The organism is Stenotrophomonas sp. NPDC077420 (genome assembly GCF_044543385.1).
In the GTDB taxonomy this organism is placed as follows: domain Bacteria; phylum Pseudomonadota; class Gammaproteobacteria; order Xanthomonadales; family Xanthomonadaceae; genus Stenotrophomonas.
On sequence record NZ_JBITVZ010000012.1, the window covers coordinates 91,991 to 110,873 of the forward strand.

The 18,883-nt window shown below is 67.8% G+C and carries 14 protein-coding genes; 9 read left to right on the forward strand and 5 right to left on the reverse strand.

The window, feature by feature from the left end; genetic code table 11:
- The first annotated feature begins 61 nt into the window (after positions 1–61).
- Positions 62–3,637: an ATP-binding protein gene (locus tag ACIGII_RS13015; protein WP_399638689.1), complete on the forward strand. Its 3,576-nt coding sequence runs from the start codon at positions 62–64 to the stop codon at positions 3,635–3,637.
- A gap of 11 nt (positions 3,638–3,648) precedes the next feature.
- Here ACIGII_RS13015 and ACIGII_RS13020 read toward each other — a convergent pair whose 3' ends face one another.
- Positions 3,649–5,325: an electron transfer flavoprotein-ubiquinone oxidoreductase gene (locus tag ACIGII_RS13020; RefSeq protein ID WP_399638690.1), complete on the reverse strand. Its 1,677-nt coding sequence runs from the start codon at positions 5,323–5,325 to the stop codon at positions 3,649–3,651.
- A 282-nt stretch (positions 5,326–5,607) separates the two neighbouring features.
- On the opposite strand from ACIGII_RS13020, the gene ACIGII_RS13025 reads away from it, so the two are divergent.
- A complete protein-coding gene (locus ACIGII_RS13025; protein ID WP_399638692.1) occupies positions 5,608–6,771 on the forward strand; it encodes an acyl-CoA dehydrogenase family protein in 1,164 nt (387 codons plus the stop codon).
- A 311-nt stretch (positions 6,772–7,082) separates the two neighbouring features.
- On the opposite strand, the gene trmL is transcribed toward ACIGII_RS13025, so the two are convergent.
- Together trmL and ACIGII_RS13035 are read right to left on the reverse strand one after the other, a co-directional pair.
- Positions 7,083–7,562: a tRNA (uridine(34)/cytosine(34)/5-carboxymethylaminomethyluridine(34)-2'-O)-methyltransferase TrmL gene (gene trmL, locus ACIGII_RS13030; protein ID WP_399638693.1), complete on the reverse strand. Its 480-nt coding sequence runs from the start codon at positions 7,560–7,562 to the stop codon at positions 7,083–7,085.
- A gap of 67 nt (positions 7,563–7,629) precedes the next feature.
- Entirely contained in the window at positions 7,630–8,076 is a 447-nt protein-coding gene (locus ACIGII_RS13035) for a hypothetical protein (RefSeq protein ID WP_399638694.1), read from the reverse strand.
- Between the two features lie 407 nt (positions 8,077–8,483).
- On the opposite strand from ACIGII_RS13035, the gene ACIGII_RS13040 reads away from it, so the two are divergent.
- From ACIGII_RS13040 to ACIGII_RS13055, 4 genes are all read left to right on the forward strand, one after another.
- Positions 8,484–11,327 carry a M16 family metallopeptidase gene (locus ACIGII_RS13040; protein ID WP_399638696.1) on the forward strand — a complete coding sequence of 948 codons (2,844 nt, stop codon included), beginning with the start codon at positions 8,484–8,486 and terminating at the stop codon, positions 11,325–11,327.
- Between the two features lie 228 nt (positions 11,328–11,555).
- Positions 11,556–11,873 carry a DUF4156 domain-containing protein gene (locus tag ACIGII_RS13045; protein WP_399638697.1) on the forward strand — a complete coding sequence of 106 codons (318 nt, stop codon included), beginning with the start codon at positions 11,556–11,558 and terminating at the stop codon, positions 11,871–11,873.
- Positions 11,874–11,986: 113 nt separating this feature from the next.
- Positions 11,987–13,003: a 3-oxoacyl-ACP synthase III gene (locus tag ACIGII_RS13050; protein ID WP_399638699.1), complete on the forward strand. Its 1,017-nt coding sequence runs from the start codon at positions 11,987–11,989 to the stop codon at positions 13,001–13,003.
- An 82-nt stretch (positions 13,004–13,085) separates the two neighbouring features.
- Complete coding sequence (locus ACIGII_RS13055) at positions 13,086–13,976, forward strand: alpha/beta fold hydrolase (protein ID WP_399638701.1); 891 nt, start codon at positions 13,086–13,088, stop codon at positions 13,974–13,976.
- Positions 13,977–14,178: 202 nt separating this feature from the next.
- Here ACIGII_RS13055 and ACIGII_RS13060 read toward each other — a convergent pair whose 3' ends face one another.
- Entirely contained in the window at positions 14,179–14,562 is a 384-nt protein-coding gene (locus tag ACIGII_RS13060; RefSeq protein ID WP_399638702.1) for a YkgJ family cysteine cluster protein, read from the reverse strand.
- A 102-nt stretch (positions 14,563–14,664) separates the two neighbouring features.
- Here ACIGII_RS13060 and oleC point away from each other — a divergent pair, with 102 nt between their 5' ends.
- The 3 genes from oleC to ACIGII_RS13075 all read left to right on the forward strand — a co-directional run bounded on the left by oleC (position 14,665) and on the right by ACIGII_RS13075 (position 17,544).
- The gene (gene oleC / locus ACIGII_RS13065) at positions 14,665–16,320 is read left to right on the forward strand and encodes an olefin beta-lactone synthetase (RefSeq protein ID WP_399638704.1); all 1,656 of its coding nucleotides are present in this window, start codon (positions 14,665–14,667) and stop codon (positions 16,318–16,320) included.
- Positions 16,317–17,327: a 2-alkyl-3-oxoalkanoate reductase gene (gene oleD, locus ACIGII_RS13070; RefSeq protein WP_399638706.1), complete on the forward strand. Its 1,011-nt coding sequence runs from the start codon at positions 16,317–16,319 to the stop codon at positions 17,325–17,327. Before oleC ends, oleD begins: the two co-directional genes overlap by 4 nt.
- A 61-nt stretch (positions 17,328–17,388) precedes the next feature.
- Positions 17,389–17,544 carry a DUF1328 domain-containing protein gene (locus tag ACIGII_RS13075; protein WP_145480833.1) on the forward strand — a complete coding sequence of 52 codons (156 nt, stop codon included), beginning with the start codon at positions 17,389–17,391 and terminating at the stop codon, positions 17,542–17,544.
- Between the two features lie 192 nt (positions 17,545–17,736).
- Here the strand turns inward: ACIGII_RS13075 and ddlA are convergent, their stop codons facing one another.
- A complete protein-coding gene (gene ddlA, locus ACIGII_RS13080) occupies positions 17,737–18,840 on the reverse strand; it encodes a D-alanine--D-alanine ligase (RefSeq protein WP_399638707.1) in 1,104 nt (367 codons plus the stop codon).
- Positions 18,841–18,883: the final 43 nt, after the last annotated feature.

Consider the following 18,883-nt stretch of genomic DNA (forward strand, 5'->3'; position numbering starts at 1 on the left):
TAGGCAGCGGCCCCTTGGGGCACGTCGCGGTGGGCGGATCACTCCTGGGAGAACAGACAGCATGCGTACCTCGGTTGTCCGCTGGCTGGTCGTGCTGGGGCTGGCGTGGGCGGGGGGCGGCGCCGCTGTTGCGTCACCGGCGCCTGCTCCTTCGCTGTCGCCGAGCCAAGCCGACTGGATCGAACGGAACCCTACCATCTTCTTGGGGCTGTACGACAGCGGCTGGCCACCATTCGAATTCATGCATAACCGTCGCCCTGACGGACTTGGCTATGACTATCTGATGCTGTTGACCCGGCAGCTCGGGATCGAGGTGAAGGTACGGGTATATCCCAACTGGGCCGACGTGCTGGATGCCGCCTGCCGTGGCGAAATCGACGTGGTGATGAACATCACCCTGACCCCGGACCGGACCCGCTGCATGGTCTATACCGGCACCTACGCCGATGCCCCGCTGGCGCTGGTAGGGCGGCCGGGCGACACCCGGATATCCTCCGATCCGGACCTGGTGGGCCTGAGCGTGGTGACCGAACAGGAGTTCCTCACCCGCGACCAGGTCCGGTCGCGTTTTCCCGGGGCGCGGCAGCTCACCGCCCCCACCACCCGGGCGGCCCTGCTGATGGTGGCCCAGGGCAGGGCCGACGTTTACATCGGCAATGCCCATGTGGCCAACACGCTGATTCGTCAGGAAGCGCTTGACGGAATTGCCCTGCTCCGGCCCAGCGACCTGCCGCCTGAACGCCTTCACTTCGGCGTGCCCAACGCCCAGCAGCCGCTGGCCGAAGCCTTGGACAGCGCGCTGTCGACGGTGACCGCCGCCCAGCGCGAAGCGCTGTACAAGCGCTGGCTGCCGCCGCTGCAGTGGTCGGCGCAGTCGCGCCTGGTCCTGAACGATGCCGAGCGCCGCATCCTGGCCACGCCGCTGCGCATGGGCTACGCGCCTACCGGGGCGCCGCTGTCGTTCATCGATGCGGCCGGCGAACCCAGCGGCGTGTCCGGGGATTACCTGCGCCAGCTGCGCATGGTCGGGGCGCAGTTGAACCGGGTGCCGGCGCACGACTGGTTCGAAGTGCGCGAACAGATGCGGCGCGGCGATGTCGACGTGGTGATGGGCATGCCCAACGACGCGCATTACCTGGGCGACGACTGGGTGTTCAGCCAGCCCTTCATCAGCGTGCCCAACGTGATCGTCACCCCCAACAACAGCCGCTCGGTGCTGGGCCTGAGCGACCTGGACGGGCGCAGCATCCTGCTGTCCGACCCCGAACGCCTGCGCGGTTACATCCTGCAGTACGCGCCCAAGGCGCGGATCGTGCCGGCGCGCAGCGTGGAGCAGGCATTGTCGCGTCTGGCCAATGGGGATGCCGATGCCTATGTCGGCAACCTGGCCATGATCGACCGGGTGGTCCGCGACCTGTACCCGGCCACGCTGCACGTGGCGGCGCCGGCCGGCTTCAGCGACCAGTTGTCGTTGGCGGTCAAGCGCCAGTACGCGCCGCTGGCCACGACCTTCGACCGCGTGCTGGCCAACGTGACCCCGCGCGAACATGCGGCCATCCGCGGCGACTGGCTGCTGGCCGAGTACCGCACCGGGCTGGACTGGCGTTCGGTGGCCCGCTGGGCGGTGCCGCTGTCGCTGGTGCTGCTGACCGGCATCGTCGTGCACGGCTGGGGCTACTGGCGGTTGCGCCGCGAAGTGGGCATGCGGCGCGGGCTGGAACAGCGGCTGGTGGAGGTCACCGACAACCTGCCGGCCATCGTCTACCAGGCCCGCCGCGACAGCGACGGGCGGGTCACCTTCCCGTACATCACCGGCGACCTGCAGGCGATGTTCGGGGTCAGTACCGGTGAGGTCATTGCCGACGAAACCCGCCTGGCCGAACAGATCGACCCGCGCGACCGTGAGGCGGTGCAGCAGGCGCTGACCCAGGCCGCGCGCGATTTTTCCGCACTGGACATGGAATTCCGCACCAGCCCGCACGGGGTAGTGCGTTGGGTGCGTACGCGCGCACTGCCGTACGCCGCCGCCGACGGCGCCGTGCTGTGGAGCGGCTATTGGGTGGACGTGACCGAGGCGCGCGCGCAGGCCGATGCGCTGGCCGCAGCCAAGTCCGATGCCGAACGCGCCACGGCAGCGAAGTCCAACTTCCTGGCCACCATGAGCCATGAAATCCGCACCCCGATGAGCGGGGTGCTGGGCATGGTCGAGGCGCTGTCGCACACCGGGCTGGATGGCGAGCAGCGGCGCATCATCGGTGTCATCGAGGATTCGGCGCAGATGCTGCGGCAGATCCTGGACGACATCCTGGACTACTCGCGCATCGAGGCCGGCGCGCTGCCACTGGAACCGCAGCCGGTGGCATTGCGCAGCCTGCTCGACAACGTGAAGCAGCTGCTTTCGCCACAGGCGTCCAGCAAGGGGCTGGAGCTCAGCCTGGAAGTCGACCCGGCGGTGGGCCCGCAGCACCTGGCCGACGGCATGCGGCTGCGCCAGGTGGTGTTCAATCTGCTCAGCAATGCGATCAAGTTCACCAACGAAGGCGCGGTCGATATTTCCCTGGCCGTGGTGCGCGCCGACGACATCGCACAGACCCTGCGCCTGCGTGTCAGCGACACCGGCATCGGCATTTCAGCCGAGCAGCGCGAGCGGCTGTTCAAGCCCTTCGCCCAGGCCGACGTGGCCATCACCCGCCACTACGGCGGCACCGGCCTGGGCCTGAGCATCTGCCAGCGCCTGGTGGGGCTGATGCGCGGGCGGCTGGACATGCACAGCGAGCCGGGCAAGGGCACGCGCGTGGACGTGGTGCTGAGCCTGCCGCTGGTGCCGGCCGAAGAACGCGTACGCGACGAACAACGCACGGTGGGCGGCGTGGAGCCACTGCCGCCCAGCCAGGCGCGGCGCCGCGTGCTGGTGGTCGAAGACCATCCCACCAACCAGGCGTTGATGCGCTGGCGCCTGCAGCAGCTGGGCCTGCAGCATGAACTGGCGGTGGATGGCGAAGCGGCACTGTCGCTGCTGGCGCAGTCGCGCTTCGATCTGGTCATTACCGATTGCCGCATGCCGGTGATGGATGGCTACACCCTGACCCGCCACATCCGCGAACGCGAACGCGGCAGCGGTCAGCGCATGCCGGTGCTGGCGCTGACCGCCAGCGCGCTGGTCGAAGACGTGCAGCGGTGTCGCGAAGCCGGCATGGACGACCTGCTGGCCAAGCCGGTGGCACTGGCGACCCTGCGCCACGCACTGCGCCGGTGGTTGCCTTCGGACGAGCGCGATGCCGGGCTGGAAGAGGACGCCCCGCTGGCGTCGGCGGTGCCCGCCGCGGCGCCCTCGCGCGAGGCGATCGTGCGCCGCTTCGGGTCCGAACACGTGGCCAGCGTGCTGATCGACAGCATGCGCCAGGCCACCACCGACGACCTGCAGCGGGGGCGCCAGGCGCGCGACCAGGGCGACGCCAACACCGCGGTGGAAGTCCTGCACCGCATCGTGGGCGGGCTGGGCACGCTTGGCGCCGAAGCACTGGCCGAGCAGGCCCGCGCGTTGATGCAGCAGGTGCCGGAGCAGGGCCTGGCGGCGAGCGCAGCGGATATCGAAGCGTTCGAAACCGCCCTGCAGGAGTACCTGGCAACCCTATAGGGGCTGCCGGATCACATCCCCGAATAGTTCGGCCCGCCCCCGCCCTGCGGCGTCACCCACACGATGTTCTGGGTGGGGTCCTTGATGTCGCAGGTCTTGCAGTGCACGCAGTTCTGCGCGTTGATCTGCAGCTGTTCCTGGCCTTCGGCGCCGACGAACTCATACACGCCCGCCGGGCAGTAGCGCGCTTCCGGGCCGGCGTACTCGTGCAGGTTTACCTGCACCGGAATGCGGGCGTCCTTCAAGGTCAGGTGCGAAGGCTGGTCTTCTTCGTGGTTGGTGCTGCTCAGGAACACCGAGCTGAGCCGGTCGAAGGTGAGTACGTTGTCCGGCTTGGGGTACACGATCCGGGTGTGCTGCGACGCCGGTTCAAGGCATTCGTGGTCCGGCTTGCTGTGGCGCAGGGTCCACGGCGGGTTGCGGATGCCCAGCTTGGGCAGCAGCCATTGTTCGATGCCGGTCATCAGGGTGGCGATGTTGCGGCCCTTCTTGAACCACTGCTTGAAGTTGCGCGACTGCTGCAGTTCGGTGTGCAGCCAGCTGCTTTCGAACGCGGCCGGGTACGCGCTGAGTTCGTCGCGCTGGCGATCGGCGGCCAGCGCGTCGAAGGCCGCGTCGGCGGCCAGCATGCCGGTCTTGATCGCCGCATGGCTGCCCTTGATCCGGCTGGCATTGAGGTAGCCGGCTTCGCAGCCGACCAGCGCCCCGCCCGGGAACACGGTCTTGGGCAGGGAGAGCAGGCCACCGGCAGTGATCGCGCGCGCGCCGTAGCCGATGCGCTTGCCGCCTTCCAGGTGTTTGCGGATCGACGGGTGGGTCTTGAAACGCTGGAATTCCTCGAACGGGCTCATCCACGGATTGCGGTAGTCCAGCCCGACCACGAAGCCCACCGCGACCTTGCCGCCTTCGGCGTGGTACAGGAACGAGCCGCCATAGGTGTCGCTGGCCAGCGGCCAGCCGGCGGTATGCACCACCAGGCCCGGCTCGTGTCTGGCCGGGTCAACCTGCCACAGCTCCTTGATGCCGATCCCATAGGCCTGCGGGTCCTTGCCGGCGTCAAGCTGGAAGCGGGCGATCAGCTGGCGGCCCAGGTGGCCCCGCGAGCCTTCGGCGAAAATGGTGTACTTGGCATGCAGTTCCATGCCGCGTTCGAAGTTCGGGCCGTGCGAGCCATCCTTGCGGATGCCCATGTCGCCGGTGGCCACGCCCATCACCGCGCCGTTCTCGTCGTACAGCACTTCGGCAGCGGCGAAACCGGGGAAGATCGACACCTCCAGCGCCTCGGCCTGCTGCGCCAGCCAACGCGTGACCTCGCCCAGGCTGATGATGTAGTTGCCTTCGTTGTGGAAGCAGTCCGGCAGCAGCGCATGTGGCGTGCTGCGCGCACCGTCTTCGGACAGGAACAGGAACTCGTCGCGGGTGACCTTCTGCTTCAGCGGCGCGCCGCGCTCGGCCCAGTCCGGGAACAGCTCGGTCAGCGCGCGGGTGTCCATGATCGCGCCGGACAGGATATGGGCGCCGGGTTCGGAGCCCTTTTCCAGCACGCATACCGACAGCTCGCGGCCGGCTTCAACGGCGCGCTGGCGCAGGCGGATCGCGGTGGCCAGGCCGGCCGGGCCGGCGCCGACGATGACCACGTCGAATTCCATGGCTTCACGCGGGGGCAGGGCAGTGGTGTCTTCGCTCATGGTGATGCGTAACTCGTGGGTAGTGCCATCCCGGCCGGAGCCGGCGGCGGTTGCCTGGGAATCGCGCGCGACAGGTCACTGCGCAATGCTGGATCAATGCATCAGGGTACCGGTACCCGCCGTTCAAGCCTAGTTCGCCGACGTTGGTCACCCTATGGTGCGCCGCATCAATCCCGCGTGGACGGTGATCGTACGGGGCAGGGGTGGTGCAGCGTGCCTTGGCCGGCCCCGGGCCAGGCATCACAATGGGCGCCCTGTTACCGCCCTGCGACGTCGCTGCCCATGGCCCTGGATCCGTACGACCTGTTTGATGTCCGCTCGCTGCTCAGCGAGGAAGAGCGCGCCGTGCAGGCAACCGTGGCGCGCTTCACCGACGAACGCGTGCTGCCGATCATCGGCGACGCGTTTGACGAGGGCCGCTTCCCGGATGAACTGATTCCCGAAATCGCCTCGCTTGGCCTGCTCGGCTCCAGCCTGCCGGGACACTACGGCGGTGGCGGCCTCAACGCGGTCAGCTACGGCCTGATCTGCCAGGAACTGGAACGCGGTGACTCGGGCCTGCGCAGTTTCGTTTCAGTGCAGAGCTCGCTGTGCATGTACCCGATCTTCGCCTATGGCAGTGAAGAACAGCGCCTGCGCTGGCTGCCGGACATGGCGGCCGGGCGGGTGATCGGCTGTTTCGGCCTGACCGAAGCGCACGGCGGCTCGGACCCGGCGGCGATGAAGACGCGCGCGGTGAAGGACGGCGGCGACTGGGTGGTCAACGGCAGCAAGATGTGGATCACCAGCGGACCGGTGGCCGACATCGCCATCGTCTGGGCCCACACCGACGACGGCATCCAGGGCTTCGTGCTGGAGAAGGGCATGCCCGGCTTCACCACCCAGGAGATCAAGCACAAGATGAGCCTGCGGGCCTCGCTCACCGGCGCGCTGTTCTTCGACAACGTGCGCGTGCCCGAGCGCAACCGGCTGCCCAACGTGCAGGGCCTGAAGGGGCCTCTGGGCTGCCTCAACCAGGCCCGTTACGGGATCAGCTGGGGCCCGATCGGCGCGGCAGTGGCCTGCCTGGACGAGGCGCTGGGCTATACCAAGGAGCGTGTGCTGTTCGGTCGCCCGGTTGCGGCCACCCAGAGCGCGCAGATCAAGCTGGCCGACATGGCCCGCCGCATCACCACCGCGCAATTGCTGGCATTGCAGCTGGGACGGTTGAAGGACGCCGGCCAGCTGCAGCCGCAGCAGGTCAGCCTGGCCAAGTGGAACAACTGCCGCATGGCGATCGACATCGCGCGCGAATGCCGCGACCTGCTCGGCGGCGCCGGCATCACCACCGAGCACGTGGCGATCCGGCACGCGTTGAACCTGGAATCGGTGATCACCTACGAGGGCACCGAGACCGTGCACCAGTTGGTCATTGGCCGGGAATTGACCGGGATCAACGCGTTCTAGGGTCACTGCGCCTTCGTCAATGCGTGCCGCACGACCAACGGTCGTGCGCTACCCCGGATACCGGCCGTTGACCCCCGTCGTTGCACCGGCGGTTTGGCGATCCACCGGGTATCGCGCGTGAACCATCGTCGTTGCACCGGTGGTTTGGCGATCCAACGGGTATCGCGCGTGAACCATCGTCGTTGCACCGGCGGTTTGGCGATCCACCGGGTATCGCGCGTTGGCCATCGTCCGTGCACCGACCGGTGGCCATCCACCGGTGTCCGGCCTCGGCCATGATCCGGTAGGTATCGACCGTTGGTCGATACGCTTCACGCGCCGCCGACAAACCCGTTCTGGCGCCAGGCTTCGAACATCACCACGGCCACGGTGTTGGACAGGTTGAGGCTGCGGTTGTCCGGCTGCATCGGCAGGCGCAGGCGGCGGCCATGCGGCAACGCATCCAGCACGTCCTGCGGCAGGCCACGGGTTTCCGGGCCGAACAGGAAGGCATCGCCGTCTTCGAACTGCGGGGTGTCGTAACGCACGCTGCCGCGGGTACTCAACGCAAACAGGCGCTTGGGCGCAATCACCTGCAGGGCGGTATCCAGGTCCGGATGCACCTGCAGTCGAGCATATTCGTGGTAATCCAGGCCGGCGCGCTTGAGCTGCTTGTCGCTCAGGTCGAAACCGAGCGGCTCGATCAGGTGCAGTCGCGCGCCGGTGTTGGCGCAGAGCCGGATCACATTGCCGGTATTCGGGGGAATTTCCGGCTGGAACAACACAACATGGAACGTCGGGGTGGCTGTCATTGGCGCATTTTACGCCGCGCCCTCGATGTACGGACAAATCAAACGGCATGCACCCCTACGGTACGTTTCAGCGCACCGCGAAGGCTTGCAGGTCGTTCGGCGACGGGCGCACCTGCAGGGCCGGCAGGTTGATGATCACGTCGCGGGCGATCGTGCCGGCGGCCGAGGCCAGGGCACCCATGTAATCGGTGCTGCGGGTGTCCTGCTCGGCAGCCAGGGCTTCGCGCTGTTCGGCGGTCGGGCGGACCTCGACGGCGGCCAGGGTGGTGACGCGCTGGCTGTTGGCCAGTTCGGCACGGTATTCGGCGATCTGGCCGGCGGTCGGACGGACTTCCACCAGCGCCAGGGTCGGGATGCTGCTGGTGCGCTCGACCTCGGCCTGGGCCAGCTGGTCGGCGGCGGGGCGGACCTGCACGGTCGGCAGGGTGGTGATGGCGGAAGCGGCATGCACGTTCGAAACAAACGCGGCGCCGGCAGCGAGGGCGATGGCAATTGCGATGGTCTTGGTGTTCATGGCTGGGCCTGTTTAGTGTTGGTGAGCAGTGGTGTGGTAGTAAGGTAGTACACCTAATCTGGGAGTGCAAGAGAAAATTCCAGATTCCGTGTTGTGTTCAGCGATCAGTCAGCTTTGGTTTGATCGCGCTCTTTCCGCACTTGGGTATAAGCAGGCCCCGTGCCAACTCTTAGTTGTTGATTTGAAAGGTTTTTATCGGATGCGTCGGGTGTCCGCTGTCCGGACACCTGTCCGATCCAGTGCTGCGCGACTGTCCGGACAGGGGTTCAGGTGGCGGCAGAAGGCGCCGCGGCGGTCAGCGACGCGCCCGGAAAGTTCCCCGACAAAGGGAGTGACTGTTGGCCGATGCCTTTACCCGGAGTCCCGGGCTAGCATCCCCCCTTCACTTTCATGACCAAGGAAACGGAATGACCGCCCAACTTCGACCGCGTGCCGCGCTGCTGGCTGTAGCGCTTTCCGCCGCCCTGGGCAGCCTCGCCCCGGCCCCGGTGATGGCAAAGCCGGCGCAGGTCGCCAAGGTCGACATTCCGTACGAAGAATTCACCCTGCCCAACGGCCTGCGCGTGGTGGTGCACACCGACCGCAAGGCGCCGATCGTGGCGGTGAATGTCTGGTACCACGTAGGCAGCAAGGACGAACCGGCTGGCCGCACCGGCTTTGCGCACCTGTTCGAACACCTCATGTTCCAGGGCAGCGAAAACCACGACGGGGAGTACTTCGAGCCCTTCAAGCAGGTGGGTGTGACCGGCCAGAACGGCACCACCAATACCGACCGCACCAACTACTTTGAAAACGTGCCCACCACCGCGCTGGACATGGCGCTGTGGATGGAGTCCGACCGCATGGGCCACCTGCTGGGTGCGATCGACCAGGCCGCGCTCGACGAACAGCGCGGCGTGGTCCAGAACGAGAAGCGCCAGGGCGAGAACCAGCCCTACGGCCAGGTGTGGGACAAGCTCAGCCGTGCCATGTATCCGGAGGGCCACCCGTACCACCACGGCGTGATCGGCTCGATGAACGACCTCAACGCCGCCTCGCTGGACGACGTCAAGAACTGGTTCCGCACCTGGTACGGCCCGAACAACGCGGTGCTGGTGCTGGCCGGCGACATCGACGTGGCCACCGCCAGGGAAAAGGTCGCGCGCTACTTCGGCGACATCCCGGCCGGCCCGACCATGGCCCAGCCCAAGGTCAACGTGGCCAAGCGCGAGAAGTCGACCCGCGAAACCATGACCGACAAGGTGCCGCAGGCGCGCATCTACCGCGTCTGGAACGTCGCCCAGACCGGCACCACCGACATCGACCAGCTGCAGCTGTTCGCGCAGGTGCTGGGCGGGGCCAAGTCCTCGCGCCTGGACCAGCGCCTGCTGCACCAGGACAAGCTGGTGGACAACATCAGCGCCGGTGCCTACACCTCGCAGCTGGGCTCCAACTTCGTGATCATGGCCACGGTGAAGCAGGGCGTGGACCCGGCCAAGGTGGAAGCCATCATCGACGAGGAAGTGCGCCGCCTGGCCAAGGACGGTCCCACCGCCGACGAGCTCAGCCGGGGCAAGACCGCGTTCCGCGCCGGCTTCATCCGCGGCATCGAACGCATCGGCGGGTTCGGCGGCAAGGCCGACGCGCTGGCCGAATGCGCCGTGTTCGAGGGCGACCCGGGCTGCTTCCGTCGCTCGCTGGCCAACATCGATGCGGCCACCGCCGCCGACGTTCGCGCTGCCGGTGCGAAGTGGCTGGGCGCCGGCGACCACACCCTGGTGGTGGAACCGGGCGCGCGCGTGGCGCTGCCGGAACTGCCGTCGGCCACCCCCAAGCCGTTCACCGTCCCCGCCGTGGACCCGAAATTCTCCACCACGTCCAGCGTGGTGGACCGCAGCACCGGCGTGCCGCAGACCAGGACGTTCCCGGAACTGAAGTTCCCGCAGCTGCACCGCGCCACGCTGAAGAACGGCACGCAGGTGATCCTGGCCGAACGCCACGACATTCCGGTGGTGCAGTTCAGCTATGAGTTCCCGGGCGGCTTCACCGCCGACCAGGGCCGCAAGTCCGGCACCGCCAACTTCACCATGGACCTGATGGGCGAAGGCGCGGGCAAGCTGGGCGCATTGCCGTTCGCCAACGCCGCCGACGCGCTGGGCGCCAACCTGGGCGCCTCGGCGTCGCTGGACAGCGCCAGCGTGTACCTGTCGGCGCTGAAGGAGAACCTGGCGCCGTCGCTGGCCCTGTATGCCGACATGCTGCGCCAGCCGCGCTTCGACCAGGCCGAGATCGACCGGGTCAAGGCGACCTGGATCGCCGGCATCCAGCAGGAGAAGGTCAACCCCAGCGCTGCCGCCATGCGGGTGCTGCCGCCGCTGCTGTATGGCCCCGGCCATCCTTACGCGATTCCGTTCACCGGCAGCGGCAATGAAGCGGACATCCAGTCGCTGACCCGCGCCGACCTGGTCGACTTCCACAAGGACTGGCTGCGCCCGGAACAGGGCACCCTGATCGTGGTCGGCGACACCACCCTGAAGGAAATCGTGCCGCTGCTGGAGCGCCAGTTCGGCGACTGGAAGAGCAGCGGCCCGGCCCCGCAGGCCAAGCCGCCGGTCGACGTGGCACGCCCGGCCAAGGCCCGCGTGTACCTGATCGACCAGCCGGGCGCGGTGCAGGCCAACCTGTACGCCGGCCAGGTGGTCCCGTCGACCATGGACACCAGCGCCACCCGCTTCGACATCGCCAACGGCGTGCTGGGGGGCGACTTCACCTCGCGCCTGAACATGAACCTGCGCGAGGAAAAGCACTGGTCCTACGGCGCCCGTACCATGGCCGCCAGCACCCTGGGCCAGCGCCCGTGGATGGGCATGGCCCCGGTGCAGATCGACAAGACCGCCGATGCGATGAAGGAAATGCAGAAGGAAATCGCCGATTTCGCCTCCGGCCGCGAAGCGATCACCCCGGCCGAAGTCACCCGCATCCGCAACATCCAGAACCTCAGCCTCCCGGGCGCCTATGAGACCGCCAGCGCGGTGCTGGACACCATCAGCGGCCTGGTCCGCTACCAGCGCCCGGACGACTACGTGTTCAAGCGCAAGGCCGAGATCGAGGCCATGACCCCGGCCCAGGTCCAGCAGGCTGCCGCCACCCTGGACCCCAAGACCCTGACCTGGGTGGTCGTAGGCGACCTGAAGCAGATCGAAGCCCCGGTGCGCGCACTCGACCTGGGCGACGTGACGATCATCGATGCCGACGGCAAGCCGGTTCCGTAACGGGCGACCGGGTGGCGTCGGTGGGTGTAAACGCCGGTCGGGTTGATTCGACCGGCGTTTTTCCCGCGTCGGACGCTTTGGCCGCGCTGCGCGCGGTGTCCGGCCAACGGCCGGACCTACGAACCCAGAGCGCGGTAGCGCCGGCCGTTGGCCGGCCCTCGGGTCCATCTACCCGCGATTCAGCCCGTTCAGGCACACTGCCTTTCTCATCTTCACGAGCCCTCCGCCATGCGCATTCTGCTGCTCTCGCTTCTTACCCTCAGCGCCACCGCCTGCACCTGGGTGCCGATCGAACCGGTGGGCAAGGCCGTGCGGGTGCTGCCGAACGGGCCGGTCCCCACCGGCTGCATCGACAAGGGCGAAGTAGTGGTGACCGTGAAGAGCAAGGTGGGCTTCTACAACCGCAACCCGCTGCGGGTACAGGAAGAACTGGAGACCCTGGCCCGCAACGAGGCCCCCAGCGCCGGGGCCAATGCGGTCCAGGCGTCGGGCCTGCCGGCTGACGGCAGCCAGCGTTTCCGGGCGTTCCAGTGCCCGCCGCGCTGAACCGCTCACGTTTTCCGCTGCACCATACGCCTGAAGCTGAATTCGTAAAGGTGCGGTGAAGGCCCGGGGGGCTTACAATAGCGCCCCCTTTGCCTGAGCCTTGGCGCTAACTGATGCTCTTCAAGAATGTATCGATCGCCGGCCTGGCGCATATCGACGCGCCGCATACGCTGACGTCCAAGGAAATCAACGAACGTCTGCAGCCGACGCTGGACCGCCTGGGTATCCGCACCGACGTGCTCGGCGATATCGCCGGCATCCATGCCCGCCGCCTGTGGGACGCCGACATGCTGGCCTCCGACGCCGCCACCCTTGCCGCGCGCAAAGCGCTGGAAGATGCCGGCATCGGCGCCGACAAGATCGGTCTGCTGGTCAACACCTCGGTCAGCCGCGACTACCTGGAGCCGTCCACGGCCAGCATCGTCTCGGGCAACCTGGGCGTCAGCGACCAGTGCATGACCTTCGACGTCGCCAACGCCTGCCTGGCCTTCATCAACGGCATGGACATCGCCGCCCGCATGCTGGAACGCGGCGAGATCGACTATGCGCTGATCGTCGACGGCGAAACCGCCAACCTGGTGTACGAGAAGACCCTCGAGCGCATGGCCCTGCCGGGCGTGACCGCCGATGACTTCCGCAACGAAATGGCGGCCCTGACCCTGGGCTGCGGTGCGGCGGCCATGGTGATGGCGCGTACCGAGCTGGTCCCCGACGCGCCGCGTTACCGCGGTGGCGTGACCCGCTCGGCCACCGAATGGAACCAGCTGTGCCGGGGCAACCTGGACCGCATGGTCACCGACACCCGCATGCTGCTGATCGAAGGCATCAAGCTGGCCCAGAAGACCTTCATGGCCGCCCGCGAAGCGCTGGGCTGGGCCGTGGAAGAGCTGGACCAGTTCGTCATCCACCAGGTCAGCCAGCCGCACACCGCCGCGTTCATCAAGAACTTCGGCATCGACCCGAAGAAGGTGATGACCATCTTCGGCGAGCACGGCAACATCGGCCCGGCCTCGGTGCCGATCGTGCTGAGCAAGCTCAAGCAGCTGGGCAAGCTGAAGAAGGGCGACCGCATCGCCCTGCTCGGCATCGGTTCGGGCCTGAACTGCTCGATGGCCGAAGTGGTCTGGTAAACCGACGCGGCAGCCCTGCGCTGCGCGAAGGTTCCAACATCCAAGGGCCGGTTCTTCCGGCCCTTTTCACAGGTGCGATTGCATGCCCAAGCTTCCCGGTTACCCCGCCCATCCGCAGCGCTTCGAGGTCCGCCCGGGCCTGTCGATGAGCTATCTCGATGAAGGTCCGCGCGAGGGCGAGGTGGTGGTGATGGTCCACGGCAACCCGTCGTGGAGCTATTACTGGCGCACCCTGGTGGCCGGCTTGTCGGACCGCTACCGCTGCATCGTGCCCGACCACATCGGCATGGGCCTGTCGGACAAGCCCGATGACGCGCACTACGACTACACCCTGCAGTCGCGCGTGGACGACCTGGACGCGCTGCTGGCGCACCTGGGCATCACCGGCCCGGTCACCCTGGCCGTGCACGACTGGGGCGGCATGATCGGCTTTGGCTGGGCGCTGTCGCACCACGCGCAGGTCAAGCGCCTGGTGGTACTCAACACTGCCGCCTTCCCGATGCCGGCGGCGAAGAAGATGCCGTGGCAGATCGCACTGGGCCGGCACTGGACGATCGGCGAGTGGATCATCCGCACCTTCAACGCGTTCTCGTCCGGCGCCTCGTGGCTGGGCGTGGAGCGGAAGATGCCGGCGGACGTGCGCCGCGCGTATGTTTCCCCGTACAACAGCTACGCCAACCGGATCAGCACGATCCGCTTCATGCAGGACATTCCGCTCGGCCCGGCCGACAAGGCCTGGTCATTGCTGGAGCGCGCCGGCAAAGCGCTGCCGTCGTTCGCCGACCGCCCGGCCTTCATCGGCTGGGGCCTGCGCGATTTCGTGTTCGACCACCACTTCCTGGCAGGCTTCCAGGCGGCGCTGCCGCAGGCGCAGGTGCACGCGTTCGAGGACGCCGGGCACTACGTGCTGGAAGACAAGCACGACGTGCTGGTGCCGGAGATCCGCGCGTTCCTGGACCAGAACCCGATTTGACGGGCGTGACGACCAACGGTCGTCACCTACCGAGGATTGGCGCGGCGGGCACGGCCGGTAGGTGACGACCGTTGGTCGTCACATAACAAGGGTTGGCGTGGCGGGCACGGGGGGTAGGTGACGACCGTTGGTCGTCACATAACAAGGGTTGGCGTGGCGGGCACGGGGGGTAGGTGACGACCGTTGGTCGTCACACGCACCCTCAGGCGGCGCGATCGCCGTCGTTGCCCTCGCCATCCCGCCACGCCCAGCTCTCCAGGCTCAGCGCCGGCAGCCCATGGATCGCCCGCGCCTTGTCGCACTGCGGGCTGGCCTTGCCGTACTCCCACGACGCGTCCACCTCACGACACACGCTGGGCCGGTTGGGGTGGATGCTGCAGCGTGAATACACCCCGATCTGCGCATCCAGCGCCACGCAGCGCACCGGCGCCGAATGCGTGCCGCGCATGCACAGGCGGTGCGTGTCGAGCGGTTCGGTCAGCCGGTGCGGCACGCCGCCGGGGGTGGCCTCGTCCGATTCCATCCAGTGAAACGCCACGCGGTACTGGGTGCAGCAGGCGCCGCACGTCATGCAGGGATGGGACATGGGCGTGCCGCCTCGGGCGGCAGGGGATGGAAAGGCGAGGCGCGAATTTTCCACGCCGGCGGCCGCCGCGCAAGAATTTTCTGCAGCGGCGACAATGAACGGATGAACAGCCCGATCAACATCGCCGCGCGCCTGCCCGAACTGGCCCGCGAACGCCCCGACCAGATCGCCATCCGCTGCCCCGGCAGGCCCGGTCCGGACGGCATGGCACGCTATGACGTGACCCTGGATTACCGCACCCTGGATGCCCGCAGCGACGCCATGGCCGCCGGCCTGGCCGCCTACGGCATCGGCCGCGGGGTGCGCGCGGTGGTGATGGTGCGGCCCTCGCCGGAGTTCTTCCTGCTGATGTTCGCGCTGTTCAAGAACGGCGCGGTACCGGTGCTGGTGGACCCGGGCATCGACAAGCGCGCGCTGAAGCAGTGCCTGGACGAGGCCCAGCCGGAAGCCTTCATCGGCATCGGCCTGGCCCACCTGGCGCGGCTGGTGCTGCGCTGGTGCCCGTCCGCCACGCGCCTGGTCACGGTCGGCCGTCGCTGGGGCTGGGGCGGCACCACCCTGGACCAGCTGGAAGCGCAGGGCGCACGCCAACCGCAGCCGATGGCCGCCACCGATGGCGAGGATGTCGCCGCCATCCTGTTCACCAGCGGCTCGACCGGCGTGCCCAAGGGCGTGGTCTACCGCCACCGCCACTTCGTCGGCCAGGTGGACCTGTTGCGCGCGGCGTTCGGCATGGAGGCCGGCGGGGTCGACCTGCCGACCTTCCCGCCGTTCGCGCTGTTCGACCCGGCGCTGGGCCTGACCTCGGTCATTCCCGACATGGACCCGACCCGTCCGGCCAAGGCCGACCCGCGGAAGCTGCATGACGCCATCAGCCGTTTCGGCGTGACCCAGCTGTTCGGGTCGCCAGCGTTGATGCGGGTGCTGGCCGATTACGGCCAACCGCTGCCGGGGGTGCGCCGCGTGACCTCCGCCGGGGCCCCGGTGCCGCCGGACGTGGTGGCCCGTATCCGCCGGCTGTTGCCGGAAGAGGCCCAGTTCTGGACCCCGTACGGCGCCACCGAATGCCTCCCGGTGGCGGTGATCGAGGGTCGTGAGCTGGAGAGCACGCGCCAGGCCACCGAAGCCGGCGCCGGCACCTGCGTGGGCCGCGTGGTACCGCCCAACCAGGTGCGCGTGATCGCCATCGACGACGCGCCGCTGCCGGATTGGGCGCAGGTGCGCGAAGTGCCCACCGGCGTGGTCGGCGAAATCACCGTGGCCGGCCCGACCGCCACCGACAGCTACTTCAACCGCCCGCAAGCCACCGCCGCCGCCAAGATCCGCGAGACCCTGGCCGACGGCAGCACCCGCGTGGTGCACCGCATGGGCGATGTCGGCTACTTCGACGCCGACGGTCGCCTGTGGTTCTGCGGCCGCAAGACCCAGCGCGTGGAAACCGCGCATGGCCCGCTGTACACCGAGCAGGTGGAACCGGTCTTCAACGCGCTGGACGGCATCGCCCGCACCGCGCTGGTCGGCGTAGGTACGGCCGGCGCGCAGCTGCCGGTGCTGTGCTATGAGCTGCAGCCGGGCACGCCCGACTCGCCCGCGTTGCAGCAACGGCTGCGTGCCGAAGCGGCAGCGCATGCGGGCACCGTGCGCATCGAACGCTTCCTGGCCCACCCCGGTTTCCCCGTCGACATCCGTCACAACGCCAAGATCGGTCGCGAGAAACTCGCGGCCTGGGCGGCTACCCGAATGGAACAACACGCATGAAGATCCTTGTCACCGGCGGTGGTGGCTTTCTCGGCCAGGCGCTGTGCCGCGGCCTGGTCGCGCGCGGCCACGAAGTACTCAGCTTCAACCGGGGCGATTACCCGCCGCTGGCCGCGCTGGGCGTGGGCCAGATCCGCGGCGACCTGGCCGACGCCGACGCCGTGCGGCATGCGGTGGCCGGCGTGGACGCGGTGTTCCACAACGGCGCCAAGGCCGGCGCATGGGGCAGCTACGAGAGTTACCACCAGGCCAACGTGGTCGGCACCGACAACGTCATCGCCGCCTGCCGCACGCATGGCGTGCGCACGCTGGTGTACACCTCCACCCCGAGCGTCACCCACCGCGCCACCCATCCGGTGGAAGGGCTGGGCGCAGACGAGGTGCCCTACGGCGAAGATTTCCAGGCGCCGTATGCCGCCACCAAGACCATCGCCGAACAGCGCGTGCTGGCCGCCAACGATGCGACCCTGGCCACCGTCGCGCTGCGCCCGCGCCTGATCTGGGGCCCGGGCGACCAGCAGCTGGTACCGCGCCTGGCCGAACGCGCGCGTGCCGGTCGCCTGCGCTTCGTGGGCGACGGCAACAACCTGGTCGATACCACCTATATCGACAACGCCGCGCTGGCGCATTTCCTCGCCTTCGAGCACCTCGCCCCGGGCGCGGCCTGCGCGGGCAAGGCGTACTTCATCTCCAACGGCGAGCCGTTGCCGATGCGCGAGCTGGTCAACAAGCTGATGGCCGCCGTCGGCGCGCCGCCGGTGCAGAAGTCGATCAGCTTCAAGACCGCCTACCGCATCGGTGCCGTGGCCGAGCGGCTGTGGCCACTGCTGCGCCTGCGTGGCGAACCGCCGATGACCCGCTTCCTGGCCGAGCAGCTGTGCACCCCCCACTGGTACAGCATGGAACCGGCCCGGCGCGACTTCGGCTACGTGCCGCAGGTCAGCATTGACGAAGGTCTCACGAGGCTGAAGGCTTCATCGCGCATCAAGATTCCCATCACTTCCTGAACACCGCACCTTGGTGAATATGGCAGCACGCCAATCCGGCACGCACGACGCGAGGATCGACATGCTGCACTACGCCGTAATCTTTTTTGTAATCGCCATCATCGCGGCGGTGCTTGGCTTCTCCGGCATTGCCGGCGCCGCCAGCAACGTTGCCTGGATTCTGTTCGTGGTGTTCCTGATCCTTGCGATCATCTCGATGTTCCGCAAGCGAGGGTAGTAGCGCAGGATCCTGTCCGCCCCCTCTCTCCGGGCAGACAGGATCCAGCGCAGACCGCCGAGGGCCTGGCGTTCGAAAGAGCGCCAGGCCCTCGCTGCATATGGGACCGATGGTGTCCACACCGTAGAGCCACGCCCTGCGTGGCTGGAACGGCCGACGGTGGTTCAGCCACGCAGGGCGCGGCTCTACCGGTCAGTCCGAAGTAATCGAGCTGCGCAGCGAGCGTTCGCTGGCATGCCGCTCCAGCGCCAGCTCCAGCAATCGCGTGATCAGCGCGGTGTAGTCCAGCCCACTGGCGGCCCACAGCTTGGGATACATGCTGATCCGGGTGAAGCCGGGCAACGTGTTGATCTCGTTGATCACCACCTCGCCGCTGCGGGTGAGGAACACATCAACGCGAGCGAGGCCTGCGCAGTCCAGCGCCTGGTAGGCCCGCACCGCGATATCGCGGATGCGCTGCTGCGCGTCTGCGCTGATGTCGGCCGGCACCACCACGTCCGCGCCGTTCTCGCTGATGTACTTGGTGTCGTACGAATAGAATTCGTCGTGCACCACCACTTCCCCGCAGACGCTCGCTTCCGGCGTGGCATTGCCCAGCACGGCGCATTCGATCTCGCGACCGTCGACGGCCGACTCCACCAACGCCTTGTGGTCGTACTCCAGCGCCAGTGCCAGCGCGTCCCGGAATTCCTGCGCGGTACGCACTTTGCTCACCCCTACCGACGAGCCCTGGTTGGCCGGTTTCACGAACAGAGGTGTTCCCAGCGTCGCCACCAGCGCCGCGTAGTCGGCGGCGGCTGCCGTGGCCCGGGTGAAGGACGCGAACGGGGCTACCGCCAGCCCGGCATCGCGAAGCAGGCGCTTGGCCACATCCTTGTCCATTGCCACCGCCGAGCCCAGCACACCGGAGCCGACGAAAGGCAGGTTGGCCATGCGCAGCAGCCCCTGCAGCGAACCGTCTTCACCCAGCGTACCGTGGACGATCGGGAAGACCACGTCGATCTGGTCCAGCGCCGCTGCCGGAGTGGCCGGTACCAGCTGGCGGCGGTCGGCGCCCGGCAGCACCGCCACCCCGTGGCCGGAGCGGTCAAGGGCGATGCGCGCGGGGTCGGCGGCGTTCAGCAGGAAACGTTCCGGGTCGCTCACGTGCCACTGGCCCTGCTTGTCGATGCCGATCAGGATGACCTCGAAGCGGTCCTTGTCCAGCGCATCCAGGATGTTTTTCGCCGACTGCAGCGAGACCTCGTGTTCGGCCGAACGGCCACCGAAAATGATGCCTACCCGGATCTTGCCCATGCTGCTGCCGCTCCTGCCATGCGTGTGAGGATGCCCATCATGA

What these genes read in the sequence shown, in the direction of transcription:
- ACIGII_RS13015 (WP_399638689.1), top strand. Translation starts at nt 62, where the DNA reads ATGCGTACCTCGGTTGTCCGCTGGCTGGTCGTGCTGGGGCTGGCGTGG.
- ACIGII_RS13020 (WP_399638690.1), bottom strand. Translation starts at nt 5,325, where the DNA reads ATGAGCGAAGACACCACTGCCCTGCCCCCGCGTGAAGCCATGGAATTC.
- ACIGII_RS13025 (WP_399638692.1), top strand. Translation starts at nt 5,608, where the DNA reads ATGGCCCTGGATCCGTACGACCTGTTTGATGTCCGCTCGCTGCTCAGC.
- trmL (WP_399638693.1), bottom strand. Translation starts at nt 7,562, where the DNA reads ATGACAGCCACCCCGACGTTCCATGTTGTGTTGTTCCAGCCGGAAATT.
- ACIGII_RS13035 (WP_399638694.1), bottom strand. Translation starts at nt 8,076, where the DNA reads ATGAACACCAAGACCATCGCAATTGCCATCGCCCTCGCTGCCGGCGCC.
- ACIGII_RS13040 (WP_399638696.1), top strand. Translation starts at nt 8,484, where the DNA reads ATGACCGCCCAACTTCGACCGCGTGCCGCGCTGCTGGCTGTAGCGCTT.
- ACIGII_RS13045 (WP_399638697.1), top strand. Translation starts at nt 11,556, where the DNA reads ATGCGCATTCTGCTGCTCTCGCTTCTTACCCTCAGCGCCACCGCCTGC.
- ACIGII_RS13050 (WP_399638699.1), top strand. Translation starts at nt 11,987, where the DNA reads ATGCTCTTCAAGAATGTATCGATCGCCGGCCTGGCGCATATCGACGCG.
- ACIGII_RS13055 (WP_399638701.1), top strand. Translation starts at nt 13,086, where the DNA reads ATGCCCAAGCTTCCCGGTTACCCCGCCCATCCGCAGCGCTTCGAGGTC.
- ACIGII_RS13060 (WP_399638702.1), bottom strand. Translation starts at nt 14,562, where the DNA reads ATGTCCCATCCCTGCATGACGTGCGGCGCCTGCTGCACCCAGTACCGC.
- oleC (WP_399638704.1), top strand. Translation starts at nt 14,665, where the DNA reads ATGAACAGCCCGATCAACATCGCCGCGCGCCTGCCCGAACTGGCCCGC.
- oleD (WP_399638706.1), top strand. Translation starts at nt 16,317, where the DNA reads ATGAAGATCCTTGTCACCGGCGGTGGTGGCTTTCTCGGCCAGGCGCTG.
- ACIGII_RS13075 (WP_145480833.1), top strand. Translation starts at nt 17,389, where the DNA reads ATGCTGCACTACGCCGTAATCTTTTTTGTAATCGCCATCATCGCGGCG.
- ddlA (WP_399638707.1), bottom strand. Translation starts at nt 18,840, where the DNA reads ATGGGCAAGATCCGGGTAGGCATCATTTTCGGTGGCCGTTCGGCCGAA.